This window comes from uncultured Desulfovibrio sp., assembly GCF_944327235.1.
Classification (GTDB): domain Bacteria; phylum Desulfobacterota; class Desulfovibrionia; order Desulfovibrionales; family Desulfovibrionaceae; genus Desulfovibrio.
The window spans coordinates 1-20,604 of the sequence record NZ_CALVHE010000027.1; the positions used below are offsets into that span (position 1 = coordinate 1).

Sequence of the window (20,604 nt, forward strand, 5' to 3'; positions counted from 1 at the left end):
ACTTCCAGCAGCTTCTGGAAGGACAGACGCTTCATGGTTTCGCCCACGCGTTCGCGGTTCTTGCCTTCTTCCATCCACCAGTCCCAAATCTTTTCGATGACTTCCTTGACGTCGTCATAGGGGGCTTCACAGGAGATGAAGGGCACGAGCAGCGAACCCATCTGGGCGCCGTCCACCACGGGGGCCTTGGCGCCCACGAGGATGCTGGCGCCGCGTTCGTCGCCGATGTGCAGGGCGCGGGGCATGGTGTTGATGCAGTGCATGCAGCGCACGCAGTCGGCGGTCTTGATGGAGAGCTTGGAGCCGTCCCAGCTCATGCACTTGGAGGGGCAGAGGTCGATGACTTCCTTCTGGATGTCGAACTTGCCCCAGTCACGACCGGCGTGAGCGCCGGCGTTGGGCTTGAATTCGCCGCCCACATAGGCTTTCACGGCGTCCTGGTCGATCTTGATGTCGTCCTTCCAGGTACCCACCACAGCGAAGTCGGAACGGGCCATGGCGCAGACGCAGCCGTTGGGGCAGCCGTCGAATTTGAACTTGAACTTGTAGGGGAAGGCGGGACGGTGCAGTTCGTCCTGGTAGTCCATGGTGAGCTGGTAGCACATGTCCTGCGTGTTGTAGCAGGCGTATTCGCAGCGGGACTGACCGAGACAGGCTTCGGGGGTACGCAGGTTGGAGCCGGAACCGCCGAGGTCCACGTTCATCTTGTGGGTCAGTTCGTGGAAGATCTCTTCCAGCTGCGGGGTCTGGGTGCCGAGCAGCACGATGTCGCCGGTGGAACCGTGCATGTTGGTCAGACCGGAACCGCGCAGATCCCAGATGTCGCACAGGTCACGCAGGAATTTGCTGTGGTAGTACTTGGCGGCGGGCTGGGCCACACGCACCGTGTGGAAGTGGGCCACGCCGGGGAACTTTTCGGGCTGGTCGCAGTAACGGCCGATGACGCCGCCGCCGTAACCGAACACGCCCACGATGCCGCCGTGCTTCCAGTGGGTTTCCTTTTCTTCGTAGGAGAGCTCAAGGACGCCGAGCAGATCTTCGGGGCAGTCGACCGGGATCTGATAGTCGAGGCCCTTCGGATTGGCGGCGCGGTTGGCCGCTTCCTGTTTGATGTCGGACACGAAGCTCGGCCAGGGGCCGCTTTCCAGCTGGTCCAACAGGGGGGTTGCATGTTTCGCCATTGCCATACCTCCACGTGGTTTTTGTGTATCACGGCGTTGCGTGATGTGCCTTCATGCGTGTGCGGAACCTGTGCTCCGAAATGGCCGCGGCAGGCCCGCAGGCGCCGATTGCCATTTTTTTCACGCCGGAGCTGCCTCCGGGGGATTCTTGCGTTTCCCCCTTTCGCGGTCTGTGCCGGGAAATAGGGAATGCCGTTTGCGGGCGGCATTCAGGGCAACTCTTTCTCTGCGGCCTATAACGTATTTTTTCGAGGAACACAACCGCTGACGGCGTACGACTTTTTTTCACAAAATTTCCCGGCCCGGCGTGGGGCGCACTTGGCAAGCTCCTGTCTTTGAGGCTATACAAGCCCTGTCGCAATGTCCTTGCGGCGCAAACGCCCCTAGCAAGCAGAGGATGGACGCATGAAGGACTCTCTGGGCCTCTACTATCATCCGCAGGCCGGCAATCCCGGCGTGCGCGTCTATGTGCGGCGCGAGCCGGACGGCAGCGTGGCCTTCCGCCTCTGGCGGCAGGACCTGCCCGAAGCGTGGGAGCGTCACGGCTGGGTGCCCTATGCCGTCCTGGAGAGCGCGGCGCGCCTCTATCGCGAGGAGCGCAATCCCGATGCCGACCCGCTCCGCCTTTACGACATCAAGGTGGCCGAGGCCCTGCTGCAAGAGGAGGGCCGGTGAGCGAGCGCTGGCTGCTGGCCCGCCGGGCCTATTTCGTTCGCGATCTCGTGCGGGATTTCTGTACGGTCTATCTGGGCATCGAGGAGCAGAACCGCCTGTTCACGCGCGACGGGCTCGTCTCCTACGCGGCCCTGCGGGATCTGCTGGGCGAGGTCAACCGCAAGGGCGTTTTCTGGCGTCTCAAGGATACGGCACATCACCTTTTTCGTCAGATGACGGAGCATCCGGCCGAGGACGCCATCCTGATCTGGCAGTATGCGGGCAGCGCCGCGCCCAGCGGCGTGACCGTGCAGACGCCGGTGGAGGCGCTGCTCGACTGGTGCATCGGCTACGCCTTCCATGAATGCGCCAAGCTGCGGGAGGACGCCTTCCAGCGGCAGCACTATTCCAGTCGTCTGGCGCAGCTGGCCCGCACGCCGTCCGTCACGGACGATCTGTATGATCCCCTGCGCGAGCTGGCCGCCCAGACGCATGAAAGCTCTTCCCGCGAGCTGCACCGCATCCTCTATGTGCTGCGGCACGGTCTGTTCCTGCTCACGCGCTATCTGGAAGGAGAGGGCGGGAACAGGCATCTGGCCCGCTGGCTTGCCGTGGAGGAGGACCTTGCCCGGCGTGCCTTCGGGGAATGGTATCCCGCGCTCCTGCAGGCCCTCTATGATGATCGGCCTCACCGCCTGTTCCGTCTGGCGGCGGAAAATTTGCTGGATGCGGGACGCCCCGCCGAGGCAAGGCGGCTCCTGCTGCGCGCGCAGTCCCAGCACCGGCTGGACGAGGAAGGCATCTCCCTGCTCCATACCCTGGACGCGGCGGAAAGCCATCTGGAGCGTGCGGCGTCATGAGGCGCATCCTGCACGGCATCGGCCTGTTCCTTGCCGTCGTCTGCATCTGTCAGCTCTGCGCCTGCGGTTCCTCCTCCTGGCGCAAGGGCGGCGTGCCCGGTTCCAAGCCCTATACGGTGCGCGGCAAGACCTATTATCCCCTCAAGTCCGCCCACGGCTTCGTGGAAGAGGGCGTGGCCTCCTGGTACGGGCCGGGCTTCCACGGCAAGACCACGGCCAGCGGCGAGCGTTTCAATCAGTATGCCCTGACGGCGGCCCACAAGATCCTGCCGCTGGACACCAAGGTCCGCGTCACCAATCTGTCCAACGGCCGCTCCCTCATCGTCCGCATCAATGACCGCGGTCCCTTCGTGGACGACCGCGTCATCGACCTTTCCAAAGCCTGCGCGCAGCGACTGGGCGTCATCGGTTCCGGTACGGCGCGCGTCCGTATCCAGAGCCTGAGCGGCATCCCCCAGATCAAGGAGGATGGCGATATGGTCGGTGATTACTATGTGCAGGTGGGGGCGTTCGGCGTCAAGGAGAACGCTCAGGGCCTCATCAGCAAGCTGACGGCGGCGGGCTACGCCGGGCGGCTCATCTTCGGCAGCAACAATCTGTGGAACGTGCAGGTGGGGCCGTGGCCGGATACCGCCAAGGCCAAGGTGATGCAGGAATTGCTCAAGCGGCTGTATCCTCATGCCTTTGTGGTCGGGGGCGATAACAAGTAAGATTTCGGTGAGTCCGGCTCATCGGAGGGATGCTGAAAGGACCGTCATGCCTGTCTACTCATCGCTCTTTGTGCCGATAGACGATCTGGATGCGGCGACCCGCGAGGCGATGCTGGAAATCTTTTTGCGTCACTATGCGGAAACGGACGCCGCCACGTTCCGGAAGGACTTGCGGGAAAAGAACGAAGTCCAGCTCCTCCATGCCGACGGCAGTCTGGTCGGCTTCAGCACACTTCTGCATTATTTCTTTGACTGGCAGGGGCAACGGCGGCAGATCGTCTTTTCCGGCGATACGGTGGTCAGCCGCGAGCACTGGGGGCAGCAGCGTCTGGCGGCCGACTGGCTGGCCCACATGGGGGAAAGGCTGCGCCGACAGCCGGAGACGCCGCTTTACTGGTTTCTTATCGTCAAGGGGCATCGCACCTTCCGCTATCTGGATGTCTTTGCCCGCAGCTATTTTCCCGGCAAGGAGAACGGCGACGTCGAACTGGCCCCCCTGGCCGCGGCTCTGGCCCGGCAGCGCTTCGGAGACTGTTACGACGCGGAGCGGGGGCTGCTGATCTTTCCTCTCGGACACGGCTGTCTGGCCGCCGACATTGCCGAGCCTACCGCGGCGGAATGCCGCAAGCCTGCCGTGCAGGACTTTCTGCGGCGCAATCCTTCATACCGGCGGGGGGATGAGCTTGTCTGTCTGTGCCGTCTGCATGCCGACAATCTGCAACCGCTGGCCCGGCGTTTCTTTGCAGGCGAGCGTACATGAACTCCCCCGCCGCCTGCTGGGCGAAGCTGACGCAGCTTGCCGACGCTCTGCCGCCCGCGCCCTCATCCGAACAGTGGCTCCTGAACATGCTGGAGCGCAATGCCTCGACCGAGACAGGACGTTGTTTCGGCTTTGCCGCATTGCGTTCGGCGGCCGCCTTTCAGCGTGCCGTCCCTCCCTGCGATTACGCGGCGCTCGCCTCGCGGATTGAGCGCATGGCGGACGGGGAGGAGGATGTGCTCTTTTCCGGCAGGGCCGCGGCCTTCGAGCTGACCGCGGGCAGCACGGGGCTGCACGGCGATGCCGCGGCGCAGCCCGCCAAACTTGTTCCCTACAGCCGTGAGAGCCTGGACGATTTCCGGCAGGCCATGCTGCCCTGGCTGGCCTCCGTGATCCGGCAGTACGCTCCGGCCGGGCGGGCATACTGGTGCGTCAGTCCGGCCATGCGCCGCCCCTGCGCCACGCGCGGCGGCATTCCCGTGGGTGTTGCCGACGGCGCCTATCTCGGGGCGGAGGCCGTCGGCCCCATCGTGTCGCTTTCCGTTGTCCCGGCGTGGGTGACGGCGCTGGAGGACCCCGCCTGCTGGCGGCTGGCGACCTTGTATCATCTCGTGCGCGCTGAGGACTTGTCCTTCCTTTTCCTGTGGAGTCCCACCTTTTTTCTGACGCTGTTGCGGCATCTGCGCGAGGAGCGGGACAGCCTGCATACGCTGTTGCGCGAAGGCGGCACGCTTGCCGGGCGGCGGCTTTCGCCGAATAGGGACGCGGCGCGGCGGCTGGCACGGTATCTGGAACATGAGGATACCCGCGTGCTCTGGCCCGGCCCGTTGCTGATCAGCGCCTGGGCCGACGGCTGGGCCGCTCCCTTTGCCGAACAGTTGCGCGCGCTGCTGCCGCAGGCGGCTTTTCAACCCAAGGGACTTTTGTGCACGGAAGGTGTCGTTTCGATTCCCGGGTCTGACGGTCGCGCGCACGTGGCCGAGGGCTGCGGCTTTCTGGAATTTCTGACCGCGGACGGACGGTCGCGTGGCGGGGGCGATCTTGTGGTCGGAGAAAGCTACAGCGTGCTGCTGACCACAAGCGGGGGGCTGTACCGCTATCAGTGCGGGGATCGCGTGCAGTGTACGGGATATGCCGGAGAGCGGCCGGTCATTCGGCTGCTGGGGCGCGAGGGCATCTGCTGCGACATGGTGGGCGAAAAGCTTGTGGATGCCTTTGTGGCCGCCTGCCTTGAAGGTATCCGGGGGTTTGCCCTGTTGCAGCCCCAGCCTGACGGACGCCCCGCCTACCGCCTGCTGCTGGACGGGCGGGAATACGGAATGCGGGAGGCGCGTCTGCTGGCCCGGCGGCTGGATGCGGCACTGGAACGCAACCCGCAGTATGCCCATGCCCGGCGGCTGGCGCAGCTTGGGCCGGTGGAGGCGCTCCCCCTGCGGGACCCGCTGGAGCAATATCTGACCTGGGCCGCTGCCGGAGGGAAGGCCCGGCAGGGAATCGTCAAGATTCCCGCCTTGTGCGCCGCCAGAGACTTTCAGCCGATATGACGCGCGGATGGCCCGGGAATGCCCTTTCCGCAGGGGGATACCGGGAGGGCGGATATTTCCCGTCCCCGGTTCTTCATAAACATTTCACACTGAAAATGCTCTAAACAAGGAGGAGGCATGCGTATCGCTCTCATATCTCCCAAAGGGCCGCTGTACCGGCGTCGGGGTGGCATTTTCAAAAAATCTCTCCGTTACAAGCCGCTGACCCTGACGGTGCTGGCCTCGCTGGTGCCGGCGGAGCTGAAAGCGGACATTCGTCTGTATGATGAGGGCATTGCCGATGTGCCGGAAGATTTGCGGGCCGATCTGGTCGGCATTACCATCATTACCGGCAACGCCCCGCGCGCTTACGCCCTGGCCGACAGGCTGCGCGCTCGGGGCGTGACCGTGGTGCTAGGCGGGCCGCATGTGACGCTCCTGCCCGAGGAGGCCGCCGGGCACGCCGACGCCATCTGTGTGGGCTATGCCGAGGAAAGCTGGCCGCGGCTGCTGCGGGACTTTCAGGCGGGACGCCTGCAACGTGAATACCGGCAGGCCGAAGACTTCCGCCTGCGGCAGGAACTGCCCTTTCCCCGTCGTGATCTCCTGCCCGATGCGGATTACGGTTATGGAGCGGTGTTCGAGGCCACGCGTTCCTGTGTGCACAACTGCGAGTTCTGCGTGGCGCCCGTGGCCTGGGGCAGACGGCACTATCAGCGGCCCGTTTCCTGGGTTGTGGAAGATATTCGGCGGGTGGGCGCCAGAAACAATCTTTTTGTCGATCTGAATCTGGTGGCGGACCGGGAGTATGCCCTGGAACTGTTTCAGGCCCTGCGGCCGCTGGGCATACAATGGTTCGGCCTTTCCACGGTGCTCATCGCCCAGGATCACGAACTGATGGAAAGCATGGCGGCCAGCGGCTGCCGCGGTCTGCTGCTGGGGCTGGAAAGCCTGAGCCGGGAGTCCCTGCGCGACAACAACAAGGGTTTCAATGCCGCGGTGGATTACCGGGAGTTCATTCGACGGCTGCATGAGCTGCGCATTGCCGTACAGGGCTGTTTTGTCTTCGGAACGGACAGCGATACCCGTTCGGTCTTCCGCGAGACGGCGGATTTTGCCATTGAGCTGGGGGTGGACTTGCCCCGCTACGCCCTGCTGACCCCCTTCCCCTCCACGCCCCTGTATCAGCGTCTGGAAGCGGAAGGCCGCATTCTGACCCGCAACTGGGAGCTGTACGACGCGCAGCATGTGGTTTTTCAGCCGAAGCACATGAGCGTGAAGGAACTGGAACAGGGGCATGAATTCGCCTGGAAGCGTACCTATGCCCTGGGGGGCATGGCGCGGCGGTTGCGCAACTCGCGCAACTTCTCCTTTTTCAGCCTGGCCGCCAACCTGGGCTATCGCTATTACGCCAATCATCTGCACAGATTCTACACCTGTGATGCTCCCCTGCCCCGGGAGGCCGCAGCGGGAAAGGACGTCAAATGAGATTGATCTTTGTACAGCCGGCGGTAGGGCATCGCCGCGACGGCGGCTATCCCAGAGGCTGGCTCATGGAACCCCTTTCGCTGGCGACGCTGGCGGGGCTTTGCCCGTCGGATGTGGAAAAGTGTTTTTTTGACGACAGACTGGAAGATATCGACTTCGACATGCCGGCGGATGCCGTTCTTCTTCCTGTGGAAACCTATACCGCACGCCGCAGCTACGAAATCGCCTCGGCGTTCCGGGAGCGGGGCGTGCCGGTCATTGCCGGCGGCTTTCATGCCACACTCATGCCCGATGAGGTGGGGCGCCATGCGGAAGCCGTCGTTGTGGGCGAAGCCGAGGGCGTTTTCGAGGAATTGCTCGATGATATCCGGCATCGCACGCTGCGCCCCCGCTATGACGGAACGTCCCCCACGGGCGAACTGCCCGCCGTACTGGCGGATCGTGACCTGTACCGCGGCAGGCGGTATCTGTCCGTCCGGCTGCTGGAAGCGGCCCGCGGCTGCGGCAACGTATGCGATTTCTGCGCCATTCATGCCTTTTACGGGAAGCGACGTCGGCGGCGTCCTCTGGAGACGGTTCTGTCCGAACTGCGTTCCCTGCCGCCCCGCGCCCTGAAGTTTTTTGTGGACGACAATTTTACAGCTGATCCGGCCGCAACGAAGGAACTGTTGCGCGCCATGATCCCCCTGCGTTGCCGCTGGGTGACCCAGATGAGCATTCATGCGGCCCACGACGAAGAGCTGCTGGACTTGCTGCACCGGGCGGGCTGCGTCGGGGTGCTGGTGGGCTTCGAGAGTCTGGAGGTGGAGACGCTGCGGCGCATGGGCAAGACCTTCAACAACATGCGCGGCGGCTATGAGGTGGCGCTGGACAATCTGCGCCGCTACCGCATTGCCGTATACGCCACCTTTGTCTTCGGCTATGACAGCGACAAGCCGCAGGTTTTCGAGGAGGTTTTCGACTTTGCCATGCGGCAGGAGTTCTATGTGGCCGCCTTCAACCATCTTATCCCCTTTCCGGGCACGCCGCTCCATGCCCGGCTGGAACAGGAAGGACGGTTGTTCTCGTCCTCCTGGTGGCTGGACCCGTCCTACCGTTTCGGCATGGTTCCCTTTGCCCCCCTGCACATGAGCGCCCGCGAACTGACCGAAAAATGCCAGGACCTGCGCCGCCGTTTCTATTCTCTGCGGCATATCCTTGCGCGATGTAATCGCTGGAACTGCGGAGGCGGCTATCTGGGCCGCAATTTCCTGCCCGTCAATCTCTTGCAGCGTTTCGAGGTGGGCAGGCGGACGGACTTTCCGCTGGGGCAGGAAGGGCGAACAGCGCCGCTGCTCTGCGTCAACGGCGAGCGCGAGGAGTTCCGCGTGGCGACACACCCGGACTGGGGAGGAAGCGGGGGGGCGGCGAGTGCCTGACCGATTCTCGACGCTGCCTCCCCATGAGGGGCGGGAATACCGCTGCGTGCCCGCCGGGCGCGACGAGGCGGCGGAGGTGGCGGATATCCTGCGTCGTACGTCCATGCAGGGCTGGGTGCGTACGGTCTTTGCTCCCGGGCCTGCGGCGGCGCACGATCCCTTCTGCCGGGAACAGCTGACGGTCTGCATTCGTCAGCGGACGGGAAGGGGCGTCTGCGTCGCCGTGTATGCCCTGCATCGCTTTTCCGTTCAGTATGCGGGCAGGGCGCAGGAAGCCGTCTACCTCGGCCTGCTGCGGGTTTTGCCGGAATACCGCGGTTCGCGGGGAATCTTTCGGGATGGCTTTGCCGCCATCCCGCATTTCGTGCGCCATCTGGGATGGCCGGAACGCTACTTCACCAGTATTGCCGTGGATAATCTGCCGGCGCGTCGTCTGCTGGAGGCCGGTCTGCGGGCCCTGCCCCGCTATACGCCGCTGGGAGAGCTGCATACCCTGATCCTCTCCAGTGCGCTCGGCCGGGAATCGCATCTGCTGACGCGGGCCGATGCCGCACAGTGGCCGGAAGTCGTCGCCTTTTACAATCGGATGATGCGTGACGTCCCCTATGCGCCGGTGCTTGGTGACGCCTTCCTGCGGGAAGGAACCGGGCTTGCGGTGGAAGATTTCCATATCCTGCGGCGGGGGGATCGAGTGGCGGGCTGCCTGGCGCTGTGGGACCGGCGCACATCCCGGCGCATTCTTGTGGAGGGCTACCGGCCGCCCTTGCATGTCCTGCGTCCCGCCGCCAATCTGTGGGCCCGGCTGTGCGGGCGGCCCGGCCTGCCCGCGCCGGGGCACGAACTGGAAATGGGCTATGCGGCTTTTCTGGCGGTGGAACCGGAGTTCCATTCCCTGGCGGGCGACATGCTGCGCGAGGCCCTGTTTCTGGCCCGGCGGCACTATGGTTTGCGCGGTCTTCTGCTCGGCCTTGCGCCGCATGGTTCCCTGTGGCCTGTGCTGTCCCGCCTGCCGCACACGGCCTATACCACCTGCATAGAGCATGTTGCCTGGCCGGAAGGGCAGCCCGCCCCTGTTCCGTGTGCGCCGGTACAGCCGGAAATCGCCCTGTTATGATTCGGGGGTTTGCTGTGGCGCAAAATCAAGGCGTACCATGCGCGCCAGGCGCAGGCCCTGCAGTAGGAAAAGCCTGAGGCGTGTGCCGAAACGGATGTTTTCGCTCTCCAGAGGGGAAAAATAGGGAAGGAAGCGCACCCGCAGCCGGGGAGAAAGACGCTCCAGCTCCCGGGCGCTGTTGACGGAAAAGCGCATGGGAGCATTGCCGAACCCGGCTTTTCGGAGATAGCGGTTGGCGGCCCGGCATCCGGGGCCGGAAACAGCGTCGAACAGGAGCCGCCCGCCGGGAAAGCGTGCGGCCATACGATTCAGGGCGGGCTGAAGGGATTCCCGCGACAGATATTGAAAGACGCCCGTTGCCAGCAGGAGAATGCCGCGGTCGGGCGAAAAGGGCAGGGCGTCCTGCCAGGCGTCTTCCAGCAGCGAGCCCGACAGGCAGTGCAGTCCCGGTGCCGGAGGCAGGAGAGACGCCCGCAGGCGGATGACTTCCGGCAAATCCAGATCGTACCAGTGAGCATTTCCCCGTGGGCTCCTGTAGCCTGCCGTGCCGAGACCACAGCCCAGATTGACGATGACGCCCTGCGGATGCTCACGCACAAAATCCCGTACGGCCTCGTCAACATGCCGCTCCCGCGCCAGCGTTGTGACCTGACCGCATTCGCTGAAGGTTTCGCGGATAGCGGTGAAGTCCGCGTGGAAATCCTTGTCCAGCGCGGCAAGCAGACGTGCGGCGTGCGGGTCATACGTCGCATCGGGGTTGATGCGGCAGGCCGTACCGCAGCACCACAGCGGAATAAGCAGCGTACGGGAAACGGCATGGCGGAGAGGCGGGAGCTGGTTCACGGTATTCCCTTTCTTGCGGAGGTCGTCTCGTTCCTGCCCCGTGCGGGGGAAGAATGATGTTCCCCTGTTTTCCTCCCCTTGTCTACAGGGCGGCCCGCCGTCCGTGCAGGAGATAGTAGACGGCCAGCGCGCCCAGCACCACGAACGCCAGGCTCTGATACATGCCGGTATAGCCCATGACCGGCACCATGAAGCCGAAAAGATACGGCCCCAGACCGATACCCAGATCGAAGAAGATATAAAAGGTGGTGGCCTGCGCGAAACGCGAGCGCGACACCAGCGACAACGAGACCGCTTGTCCCGCGGACTGGAAGTTGCCGAAGCCCGCCCCCAGCACCAGCCCGCTCAGCAGGAGGACGGCGCTGTGCTGCGCATGGGCCAGCAAGGTCAGGGAGAGGGCTGTGAGCAGCAGCGCCGGATGGAAGATGACGTTTTCTCCCCGCAGGTCAAAGAGGCGTCCGGAGATGGGGCGAGTGAGCAGGGCGACCAGCGCGTAGAGCAGGAAGAAGAAGCTCGCGGCGGCGGTCAGTCCGCGTTCGGCGGCGTAGGAGGTCATGAAGGCCTGGATGCAGCCGTAGCTCAGACAGGTGATGAGCGCCACCAGCGAGAAGCGCACCACGCGCGGGTCGATGTAACTGTACAGATCAAGAAAGGGACGGCGGCGGTGGCGCATCTCCGGCAGGCGGCCCATGATGAAAAAGATGGCGATGCAGGCAAGGCCGATGCCCAGACAGGTCTGGGCAAGGACGGCATAGCTGGTACGGGCGACGATCTGGATGCCCAGGAAGGGGCCCAGCGCCAGCGCGAGCGCCGTGCTCATGCTGAACAGGCTGATGCCGAGCCCGTGATGCTCGTGCGGGACGACGTAGGCCACGATGGTGCCTGTGGCCGTGCCGATGATGCCCACGCCGATGCCCATGCAGAGGCGCTGGACAAAGAGCAGTGCAAGACTGGGGACCCAGAAGAAGGCGGCGATGCTGGCCGAGTAGAAGAGCAGGCCAGCCAGCAGGATGGTGCGGCAGCCCAGCAGGGAGAGCAAGTTGCCGGTGGCGAAGCGCCCGACAAGGCAGCCGATGACCATGATGCCCGCCGTGAGCCCCGCTGTGCTCAGGCTCGCCCCGTAGGTCGTGCGGGCATAGCCGGTACTGGTGACGAACATGAGGTAATATGCCGTCATCAGCAGCAGATTGATGAGCGAGACCACAGTGAAATTGCGGCTGAAGATGGAGCGCAGGGCCTGGAGGCCCCGCTGTGTCTGGTCAGTGTCCTTGCGGATCTGCGGGCGGCGTTGTGCGGGCATGGCGTTTCCTCGAAATAGATTGTTGCGCGTGCAACGATTACGTTGTCTTCCTCAGAGTGTCAAGCTATCCTTTATGACAGGAACAACACGGCGGAGGGGACGACGCCTCCGGATGGGCGCGTGCGGGCTTGCGTCGGCAGACATGTCTCCGGAGAAGTCCGTGCCTTCACGATCTGTCGGCGTCCTAAGCGTATTTTCAGTTTGAAACGCTTCGCGTTCCAAACCATACGGCCTGTCGTTTCGCGGAAAAAACGTGGTTTTTCCGCTCACTTTGGGTCGGGCGGCGCTGTGTCGCCGCCTCGCATTTTTTCAAAGGCAAAATGCTCAAGCCGCCCGTTGCCGGACGCCACTCAAGGGTGGGGAGCCTTTTTCCGTGGACGCCGCCTGCGGCGGACAGATGTTTGGGAGCATGTGTGGAACTGACGTACAAATGGATCGGGCTGGCGCACAGGTGGTATCAGCTCTACCTGAACCGGCGGCTTGCGGAGTACGGCCTGAGCGGCAGCCAATATCTTTTTCTCGTGTATATCTGCCGTCAGCCTGGACTCACACAGGACAAGCTGCCGGAGCTGGTGCATCTCAACAAAAGCAACGTGACGCGGGCGCTGGCCCATCTGGAGCGTCAAGGCTATATCCGGCGGGAGCCTCACCCGCAGGACAGGCGGACGACGGCCATTTTCCCCACGCCGCGCGCCGAGGCGGCCTATCCGCGGATCATGGAGATCATCTCAGGCTGGGATATGTCGGTGACGGAGCCGCTGAGCGAGGAAGAACGCCGTACCCTGCGGGAGCTGCTCAAGAAGGTGGTGGCAGCGGCGCAGGCGCACAGCGCGGAAGACGACGGCTCCTCCGCGTAGAGCGTTTTTCGCTTGAAACGCTTCCTGTTCCAAGCCATACGGCCTGTCGCTTCGTGGAAAAACACGGTCTTTCCGTCTGATCCGGGCCGGGCGGGCGGCCGCGCGCGGCCAGCCTCGTGTACGGGGCTGCCGGGCGGAGCCTTTCCCCTGTCGTTCCCGTCGATGGCCGGCGGGGGCTTCAGTCCTCGGGGAAGTAGAGGGCTTCCTCCTCCGGGATGTCCGCGCCGTTCTCGTAGCGGTCATCCCGCCAGATGAGTGTCCAGGTGCAGGGCTGGTAGCGCTCCTGCATGTAGCCCTGGTCGAGGAAGGGGGCGGGCGCTTCGACATGCAGATACTGTATGACTTCGTGGGGAGTGGATAGGTAGATGCCGGGCACTGTTACCATCTCATCGCTGTTCACGGTCAGCGGCGTTTTCCGTTCGGGCAGGATGACGGGGGCGGGCACGGGCGGCAGGTCCGCAGGGATGGGGTAGCGGCTCAGCATGTCGATGCCTTCCCACCTGAACGAGAAGTCGGCTGCATCGGATCTTTGCGGCAGTACAGCCATCAAGGTACGGGATTCGGGGGAGTATCCTTGTCTGATCTCTACGCGCTTGTTTCGTACTGTCGTCAACTCTATATTTTCACAGGTCAGCGAGTATGCCTGCCAGGCCAGTCTGGTCAGCGCGGCTTTTTCCGGGATGACGGGATCGAGTTCACGGGAGTAGCCATCCCTGGGGTGCACCCCCCGGAAAAAGCAGAGCAGAGCCTCGCAGGGCCAATCCTGCCAGCCGAGAACGGGTTTCGGCGGTGCAGTGCCGAGCGCCGCCTTGTCTCCCTTGCGCAGGCGGGTCAGGGCGGCGCGGTATTCGCCGCGCCATGTGAGCTTGTATTCCCAGCCGGGCCAGACGGTGAAAGGTTCGGTACGGGGGGGCAGCCCTACGCCGTAGGTGCCCAACGGTTTGTCGGCCAGCTCGGGGAGCAGGCTCTCCATTTTGTCGATGAGCGCGTCAAAGGCGGCAAAGGCGCGTGCCCAGGCCGTGTAGGATGTGTGGCGCTTGATGATCCAGAAAAGCTGCCGCCGGACAGCATCGGGCAGGTCTGCCGGAGTGCAGGTTTTTCGTCTGTATTCCGCAAGAAATTCTTCTGCTCTTTTGTCGCTGTGTCGTTCCGCAGACATGTGGCTCCCCGTGCTTGTGGCCCGTCATATCCTTGTCAGATAGAGCGGTTACGGCTGGTGTTTCGCGGAAAAGAACGCGGTTTTCCCGCCATTTCGACCGGAACGCGCTGTGCCGCCGCCCCGTGTGTTGCCTTTTCCCATGACGAAGCGCTCTAGCCTTCGGGAAAGTAGAGGGCTTCCTCCTCCGGGATGTCCGCACTGTTCTCGTAGCGGTCGTCCCGCCAGATGAGTGTCCAGGTGCAGGGCAGGTAGCGTTCCTGCATGTAGCCCTGGTCGAGAAAGGGAGCGGCGGCATTGGGGAACAGATAGCGGATATCCCCGTAAGGAGCGGAGAGATAGATGCCGGGGAGGAATACTCGTTGATTGCTTTGCATGACCAGCGGGCCGTCATGACGGAAGGCCGGGGCCCACCAGTGCTTTTTCAGCGTGGGCAGGATGACGGGGCCGGGCACGGGCGGCAGCTCCGCCGGGATGGGATAGCGGTCAAGGTCACAGGACTTCTTGTCAGGGTGGAAAGGAAGGTGGATCTTTAGACAATGGGCTTCCGGGCTGTAAGGGACTTTGCTGTATACGCTATTGAACGCTCTGGCGCTTGCCATCCTTGCGAGTTCGATGTTTTCGGCGGCCAGACAGTACGCCAGCTCGGCCAGTCTGGTCAGCTCGGCTTTTTCCGGGATGATGGGATCAAGTTCGCTGTAGTATCCCTCTCTGGGGTCGGGGTGTTTCCCCCGGAAAAAATTGACCAGATCATACTTGTAGTTTTCAGCCTGCAAACCGAGAAGGGGACCCGGTGGCGTGGTGCCGAGCGCTCTTTTATCCCCCTTTCGCAGGCGGGCCAGAGCTGCGCGATAATTACGGCGTCGCAGAAGCGTAAACCACCAGTCGGGCCATCTTGAGATGGGTTTTGTGTCGGGAGGCAGCCCGATGCCGTAGGTGCCCAAGGGTTTGGCGGCCAGCTCGGGGCGCAGGCTGTCCATTTTCCGGATGACAGCGTCAAAGGCGGCAAAGGCGCGTGCCCATGCCGTGTAGGAACTATGACGCTTGACGATCCAGAAAAGCTGTCGCCGGAGAGCATCGGGCAGCTCGTCCGGAAAGACGGATAGGGTCTCGGACATGGTGTCTTCCTTGTTGCGGGCCGCTTCAGTCCTCGGGGAAGTAGAGGGCTTCCTCCTCCGGGATGTCCGCGCCGTTCTCGTAGCGGTCGTCCTGCCAGATGAGTGTCCAGGTGCAGGGCAGGCAGCGTTCGCCCAGGTCAAGGAAGGGAGCGGCGGCATTGGGGAACAGATAGCGGATATCCCCGCAAGGAGCGGAGAGATAGATGCCGGGCAGCGCTACCCTCTCTTCGCTGTTCAGGATCAGCGGCGCTTTCCGTCCGGGCAGGATGACGGGGTCGGGCACGGGCGGCAGGTCCGCCGGGATGGGGTAGAGGGTGGTAATGTCTACCTTGCATATGGCAAGATCGTAATGTGGTTTGCCGGGATTAAGTGGCAGAGGCGATGCCAGATGGCGGCGCTCAGGGGAATAGAAGATCCTGCAGTCCACACTATCAGCCATACTGCCGAGCGGAGACGTTCCCGTGAGCTCGAGGTTCTCAGCAGCCAAACAGTACGCGAGTTTGGCCAGCCTGGTCAGTGCGGCTTTTTCCGGGATGATGGGATCAAGTTCGCTGTAGTATCCATCCCTTGGGTGCTCTCCCTGGAAAAAGTACACCAGATTCTGGCAGCGTCCAGCCTGCAAGGCGAGAAGAGGGGCCGGCGGTATGATGCCGAGGGCTCTCTTGTCCCCTTTGCGCAGGCGGTCTAGGGCGGCCCGGTATTCGCGGCGCCATGTGAGCTTGTAATCCCATTCGGGCCAGACGATCAAAGGTTTGGTGTCGGGCGGCAGTCCTATGCCGTAGGTGCCGAATGGTTTGGCGGCGAGTTCTGGGAGCAGGCTCTCCATTTTGTCGATGAGCGCGTCAAAGGCGGCAAAGGCGCGTGCCCATGCCGTGTAGGAACTATGACGCTTGACGATCCAGAAAAGTTGCCGCCGCAGCTCATCGGCCAGCTCGTCAGGAAAAAGCGGAATGGTCTCGGATTTGAGGGATATGCCTCCGGACATGGTTTTTCTCCTTGTTGCGCGCGTCGTATCCTCGTCAAATAGCGTGGATGCGGCGGTCTTTCAAGGCGGGCCGCTTCAGTCCTCGGGGAAGTAGAGGGCTTCCTCCTCCGGGATGTCCGCGCCGTTCTCGTAGCGGTCGTCCTGCCAGATGAGTGTCCAGGTGCAGGGCAGGCAGCGTTCGCCCAGGTCAAGGAAGGGAGCGGCGGCATTGGGGAACAGATAGCGGATATCCCCGCAAGGAGCGGAGAGATAGATGCCGGGCAGCGCTACCCTCTCTTCGCTGTTCAGGATCAGCGGCGCTTTCCGTCCGGGCAGGATGACGGGGTCGGGCACGGGCGGCAGGTCCGCCGGGATGGGGTAGAGGGTGGTAATGTCTACCTTGCATATGGCAAGATCGTAATGTGGTTTGCCGGGATTAAGTGGCAGAGGCGATGCCAGATGGCGGCGCTCAGGGGAATAGAAGATCCTGCAGTCCACACTATCAGCCATACTGCCGAGCGGAGACGTTCCCGTGAGCTCGAGGTTCTCAGCAGCCAAACAGTACGCGAGTTTGGCCAGCCTGGTCAGTGCGGCTTTTTCCGGGATGATGGGATCAAGTTCGCTGTAGTATCCATCCCTTGGGTGCTCTCCCTGGAAAAAGTACACCAGATTCTGGCAGCGTCCAGCCTGCAAGGCGAGAAGAGGGGCCGGCGGTATGATGCCGAGGGCTCTCTTGTCCCCTTTGCGCAGGCGGTCTAGGGCGGCCCGGTATTCGCGGCGCCATGTGAGCTTGTAATCCCATTCGGGCCAGACGATCAAAGGTTTGGTGTCGGGGGGCAGTCCTATGCCGTAGGTGCCGAATGGCTTGGCGGCGAGTTCTGGGAGCAGGCACTCCATTTTGTCGATGAGCGCGTCAAAGGCGGCAAAGGCGCGCGCCCAGGCCGTGTAGGAGCTGTGACGCTTGACGATCCAGAAAAGTTGCCGCCGCAGCTCATCGGCCAGCTCGTCCGGAAAAAGCGGAATGGTCTCGGGCTTGAGGGATATGCCTCCGGACATGGTTTCCCTCCTTGTTGCGGGGCGTCATATCTTCGTCAAATAGCGTGGATGCGGAGGGTTTTCAAGGCGGGGCGCTTTAGAGCAATTCCACATTGAAAATGTGGATTGCTCTGGTAGTCGCGGGAGCGACTACCAGCAACCGAACACACGGAAAAACCACGCTTTTTCCGTAGTGTGAGGGCAGCGCCAGCATTGAAATTGGACACGATTTCAATGCGAATCCGCTTCAGTCCTCGGGGAAGTAGGGGCTTCCCCTCCGGGATGTCCGCGCCGTTCTCGTAGCGGTCGTCCCGCCAACTGAGTGTCCAGGCGTGCGTCCGCGGAGGGGGCCCTTCCCCCAAACAGGAAACGAATAGTGTTGACAGCCGCTGGTATGCCGGACCGCGGACGGATAGCGCCCCTGCGATAAAAAAGGGGAGGCCGAAGCCTCCCCTTGCTGTATACGCTGTTATCCGCCGAAAGATCAGTTTTCGCTGTTTTCCTGCGCGGCCTTGAGCAGTTCGCCCAGGCTCTGGCCGGATTCCTGCGGACCGGCATGGAATTCCTTGGGCTTGCGGCGTTCTTCCTCGTCGCGGATCTGCTTGATGGACAGGCCGAGGCGGCGTTCTTCGGCGCTGACATGGATGACCTTGGCTTCGATCTCCTGGCCTTCCTTGTACATTTCGGCCGGGGTCTTGACCTTCTTGCCCGACAGTTCGGACACATGCACGAGGCCCTCGATGCCTTCTTCCACTTCCACGAAGAGGCCGAAGTCCGTGATGTTGGTGATCACGCCCTTGACGGTGCAGCCCACGGGGTAGGTGCTGGGCACATGGCCCCACGGATCGTCCACCAGCTGCTTGATGCCGAGGGTGAACTTTTCGTTTTCCTGATCCACGGTGAGCACCTTGGCCTGCACGGTGTCGCCCACCTTGTAGATCTCGTTGGGATGACGCACCTTCTTGGTCCAGCTGATGTCGGAGACGTGGATGAGGCCGTCGATGCCGTCCTCGATGCCGATGAACATGCCGAATTCGGTGATGTTCTTGATGACGCCTTCCAGGATGGTGCCTTCAGGATACTTTTCGGCCACCAGTTCCCAGGGATTGGGACGCACCTGCTTCATGCCGAGGCTGATGCGCTTCTTTTCGCCGTCCACGCCGAGGATGACCACTTCCACTTCATCGCCGGTGTGCACCATCTGGGAAGGATGACGCAGCTTGCGGGTCCAGGACATCTCGGAGATGTGCACGAGGCCTTCCACGCCGGGCTCCAGCTCCACGAAGGCGCCGTAGTCCACAAGGTTGGTGACCTTGCCGGTGCACTTGGCCCCTTCGGGGAAGCGGGCGGAGATGTCCTGCCACGGATCGGGCACGAGCTGCTTGAGGCCGAGGGAGACCTTGTTGTTCTCGCGGTCGAAGGAGAGCACCTTGAGGGTCAGGTCCTGGCCCATGGTGATCATTTCCTTGGGATGGCGGATGCGCTTCCAGCTCATGTCCGTGATGTGCAGCAGGCCGTCGAGGCCGCCCAGATCCACGAACACGCCGTACTCGGTGATGTTCTTGGCCTTGCCCTGCACGATCTGGCCTTCTTCCAGCGTGCGGAGCAGATCCTGCCGCTTGGAATCGCGCTCCTCTTCCAGCAGGACGCGGCGGGACACGATGACGTTGCTGCGACGGCGGTTGATCTTGAGCACGCGGAATTCGAATTCCTGATTGACCAGCGCGTCCATGTCCGGCACGGGGCGCAGGTCCACATGGGAGCCGGGCAGGAAGGCTTCCACACCGCCGATGTCCACGGTGTAGCCGCCCTTGATGCGGCGCACGATGTGACCCTTGATGACCTGATTGGTCTCCTGCACGTCCTCAAGCTTGTCGAAGACCTGCATGCGCTTGGCTTTTTCAAAGGAGAGCGTGATGGTGCCTTCACCCTCGTTCTTGCGAACGACGTACACGTCCACCGTATCGCCCACCTTCACGGTCATGTTGCCGGCGGAATCGCGGAACTCGCTCGCCGGGATCTGACCTTCGGACTTGAAATTCACGTCCACCAGCACATTGTCGTCGTCAACGCGAACGATCTCGCCCTTGACGATGGAGCCTTCTTCGAGTTCGCCGAAGTCGGTGTTGAGGTAGTTTTCAAGGGCGCTTTCGAAATTCATTTCGTTTTCGTGCCCGGTTTCCTTGTCAGCCATCTGCCATGCCTCCAAACAAATATTTCCCTCGTATTTTTGAGGGTGAGCGACCATAGCAGAAATATGAAGGGAACACAAGGGGCGGCTGGCGTCCGCCCCGCGTCCGGCGTGTTTTTCCCGGGCGGCGGCCGCCCGTCGCATCACTTGCGGCCGTCCCGCTGCTGGGCCCGCAGATGGGCCTTGGCGTCGGGATCGCCGTTTTTGGCGGCCAGCTCGTACCAGCGCTGCGCCTCGCTGAGATTGGCCTGCACGCCCGTGCCCTGGTCGTACATCAGGCCCATGCTGTACATGGCGGCCGCCTCGCCGTTGTCCGCGGCCTTGCGGTACCATTCCACGGCCTTGGCATAATCCTGCGGCACGCCGCGCCCCTGCTCGTACATGAAGCCCAGATTATACTGCGCCTCGGCATAGCCCGCTTCGGCCGCACGGGTGTACCACTCCACGGCGCGGGCATTGTCCTGCGCGAAGCCGCGTCCCTCGGCGTACATGAAAGCCAGATTGTTCATGGCCTTGACGTGATCCTGCTGCGCGGCCCGCTCGAACCAGTGCGCCGCCTTGGTGTCGCTCTGATTGCTGCCCTTGGCGTTGAGGTAGGTCCAGCCGAGGGTGTACTGCGCTTCGGCCAGTCCCTGATTGGCGGCCCGCCCGTACCAGTCGATGGCGTCGTTTTCCCGCTTGGGGACGCCGCGCCCGTGCGCATAGAGATAGCCCAGCGCGAACTGCGCTTCGGCCAGCCCCTGTTCGGCGGCCTTGCGGTACCAGCGCGCCGCCTCCTTGAAATTCCGTTTGACGCCGTTGCCGGTGCACAATGCGGTGGCATAGGCGTTCTGGGCACGCATCTCGCCCTTGTCGGCCGCCTTTTTCAGGAGGATGGCCCCCTGCTTCGCGTTGCGCTTGACGCCCTTGCCCTGCATGGTCAGCTCGCCCAGCACATAGAGGGCTTCGGGATTGTCGGCCTCGGCCAGCGGTTTTACCAGTTCCACGGCCTGCGCGTGGTTGCCCGCGTCCAGCGCTTTTTGCGCGGCTTGCAGGGTCTTGCCCTGCTCGGCGGCCAGCTTTTGCGCTTCCGGCGAGGCCCCGGCAGGCTGCTCCGGCGTCTGCGCCTCGGCGGCTTCGGGGGCCGTCCCGGCCGGGGCGGCGCTCAGGGCGGCGGCGGGCAGCAGGGCCAGCGACAAGCTCAGGACAAAACAACGCGCACAGCGCGCGGAGAGGGTCAGGGTCATTTTCATGTAAACTCCAGACAGGCCGTGCCGTCATCGGGGAAGGGCGGCCGCACGGCAAGGGCCGACCCCGGCCGAGCCTAGCCGCTTACCCGCCAAAAGGGAAGGCCCGCCCGCAGCGGCCGCGCGGACAGGCCGTCCAGGCGGGAGAGGCATTGACTCCGGCGTCCGCCTGCGGCTAGGGTCTGGGCATATCGGACCGCCGCCCG

Annotated in this window: 18 protein-coding genes; 9 read left to right on the forward strand and 9 right to left on the reverse strand. The window is 63.1% G+C overall.

Going from position 1 to position 20,604, the window contains the following annotated elements; genetic code table 11:
* The coding region (gene dsrA, locus Q0K00_RS05710; protein ID WP_297228005.1) for a dissimilatory-type sulfite reductase subunit alpha at positions 1-1,181 on the reverse strand (1,181 nt) is incomplete at its 3' end.
* Between the two features lie 405 nt (positions 1,182-1,586).
* Here dsrA and Q0K00_RS05715 point away from each other — a divergent pair.
* From Q0K00_RS05715 to Q0K00_RS05750, 8 genes are all read left to right on the forward strand, one after another.
* Positions 1,587-1,856, forward strand: coding sequence for a hypothetical protein (locus Q0K00_RS05715; protein WP_297228006.1), 270 nt, complete (start codon positions 1,587-1,589; stop codon positions 1,854-1,856).
* Positions 1,853-2,695 carry a hypothetical protein gene (locus tag Q0K00_RS05720; protein WP_297228007.1) on the forward strand — a complete coding sequence of 281 codons (843 nt, stop codon included), beginning with the start codon at positions 1,853-1,855 and terminating at the stop codon, positions 2,693-2,695. The genes Q0K00_RS05715 and Q0K00_RS05720 overlap by 4 nt, the downstream gene beginning before the upstream one ends.
* Entirely contained in the window at positions 2,692-3,405 is a 714-nt protein-coding gene (locus Q0K00_RS05725; RefSeq protein ID WP_297228008.1) for a septal ring lytic transglycosylase RlpA family protein, read from the forward strand. Before Q0K00_RS05720 ends, Q0K00_RS05725 begins: the two co-directional genes overlap by 4 nt.
* Before the next feature lie 46 nt (positions 3,406-3,451).
* Positions 3,452-4,165, forward strand: a complete 714-nt coding sequence (locus Q0K00_RS05730) for a hypothetical protein (RefSeq protein WP_297228009.1) — start codon at positions 3,452-3,454, stop codon at positions 4,163-4,165.
* Positions 4,162-5,709 (forward strand): GH3 auxin-responsive promoter family protein, encoded by a 1,548-nt coding sequence (locus tag Q0K00_RS05735; RefSeq protein ID WP_297228010.1) that lies wholly within the window; start codon positions 4,162-4,164, stop codon positions 5,707-5,709. Before Q0K00_RS05730 ends, Q0K00_RS05735 begins: the two co-directional genes overlap by 4 nt.
* Before the next feature lie 117 nt (positions 5,710-5,826).
* A complete protein-coding gene (locus Q0K00_RS05740) occupies positions 5,827-7,176 on the forward strand; it encodes a cobalamin-dependent protein (protein ID WP_297228011.1) in 1,350 nt (449 codons plus the stop codon).
* The gene (locus tag Q0K00_RS05745; RefSeq protein ID WP_297228012.1) at positions 7,173-8,594 is read left to right on the forward strand and encodes a radical SAM protein; all 1,422 of its coding nucleotides are present in this window, start codon (positions 7,173-7,175) and stop codon (positions 8,592-8,594) included. The genes Q0K00_RS05740 and Q0K00_RS05745 overlap by 4 nt, the downstream gene beginning before the upstream one ends.
* Positions 8,587-9,708 carry a hypothetical protein gene (locus Q0K00_RS05750; RefSeq protein ID WP_297228013.1) on the forward strand — a complete coding sequence of 374 codons (1,122 nt, stop codon included), beginning with the start codon at positions 8,587-8,589 and terminating at the stop codon, positions 9,706-9,708. Before Q0K00_RS05745 ends, Q0K00_RS05750 begins: the two co-directional genes overlap by 8 nt.
* On the opposite strand, the gene Q0K00_RS05755 is transcribed toward Q0K00_RS05750, so the two are convergent.
* Entirely contained in the window at positions 9,703-10,551 is an 849-nt protein-coding gene (locus Q0K00_RS05755; RefSeq protein ID WP_297228014.1) for a class I SAM-dependent methyltransferase, read from the reverse strand. The two genes, Q0K00_RS05750 and Q0K00_RS05755, sit on opposite strands and share 6 nt — an antisense overlap.
* Before the next feature lie 82 nt (positions 10,552-10,633).
* Positions 10,634-11,851, reverse strand: coding sequence for an MFS transporter (locus Q0K00_RS05760; RefSeq protein WP_297228015.1), 1,218 nt, complete (start codon positions 11,849-11,851; stop codon positions 10,634-10,636).
* A gap of 413 nt (positions 11,852-12,264) precedes the next feature.
* Between Q0K00_RS05760 and Q0K00_RS05765 the strand changes: the two genes are divergently transcribed.
* A complete protein-coding gene (locus tag Q0K00_RS05765) occupies positions 12,265-12,708 on the forward strand; it encodes a MarR family transcriptional regulator (protein ID WP_297228016.1) in 444 nt (147 codons plus the stop codon).
* 178 nt (positions 12,709-12,886) lie between these two features.
* Here Q0K00_RS05765 and Q0K00_RS05770 read toward each other — a convergent pair whose 3' ends face one another.
* The 6 genes from Q0K00_RS05770 to Q0K00_RS05795 all read right to left on the reverse strand — a co-directional run bounded on the left by Q0K00_RS05770 (position 12,887) and on the right by Q0K00_RS05795 (position 20,404).
* On the reverse strand, positions 12,887-13,867 hold the full coding sequence (locus Q0K00_RS05770) for a hypothetical protein (protein WP_297228017.1): 981 nt from the start codon (positions 13,865-13,867) through the stop codon (positions 12,887-12,889).
* A 152-nt stretch (positions 13,868-14,019) separates the two neighbouring features.
* Complete coding sequence (locus Q0K00_RS05775; RefSeq protein ID WP_297228018.1) at positions 14,020-14,982, reverse strand: hypothetical protein; 963 nt, start codon at positions 14,980-14,982, stop codon at positions 14,020-14,022.
* 25 nt (positions 14,983-15,007) lie between these two features.
* Positions 15,008-15,967 (reverse strand): hypothetical protein, encoded by a 960-nt coding sequence (locus Q0K00_RS05780; protein WP_297228019.1) that lies wholly within the window; start codon positions 15,965-15,967, stop codon positions 15,008-15,010.
* A gap of 75 nt (positions 15,968-16,042) precedes the next feature.
* Positions 16,043-17,002: a hypothetical protein gene (locus Q0K00_RS05785; RefSeq protein WP_297228020.1), complete on the reverse strand. Its 960-nt coding sequence runs from the start codon at positions 17,000-17,002 to the stop codon at positions 16,043-16,045.
* A 463-nt stretch (positions 17,003-17,465) separates the two neighbouring features.
* Positions 17,466-19,175 carry a 30S ribosomal protein S1 gene (locus tag Q0K00_RS05790; RefSeq protein ID WP_297228021.1) on the reverse strand — a complete coding sequence of 570 codons (1,710 nt, stop codon included), beginning with the start codon at positions 19,173-19,175 and terminating at the stop codon, positions 17,466-17,468.
* A 140-nt stretch (positions 19,176-19,315) separates the two neighbouring features.
* Positions 19,316-20,404 carry a tetratricopeptide repeat protein gene (locus Q0K00_RS05795; RefSeq protein ID WP_297228022.1) on the reverse strand — a complete coding sequence of 363 codons (1,089 nt, stop codon included), beginning with the start codon at positions 20,402-20,404 and terminating at the stop codon, positions 19,316-19,318.
* Positions 20,405-20,604 lie beyond the last annotated feature (200 nt).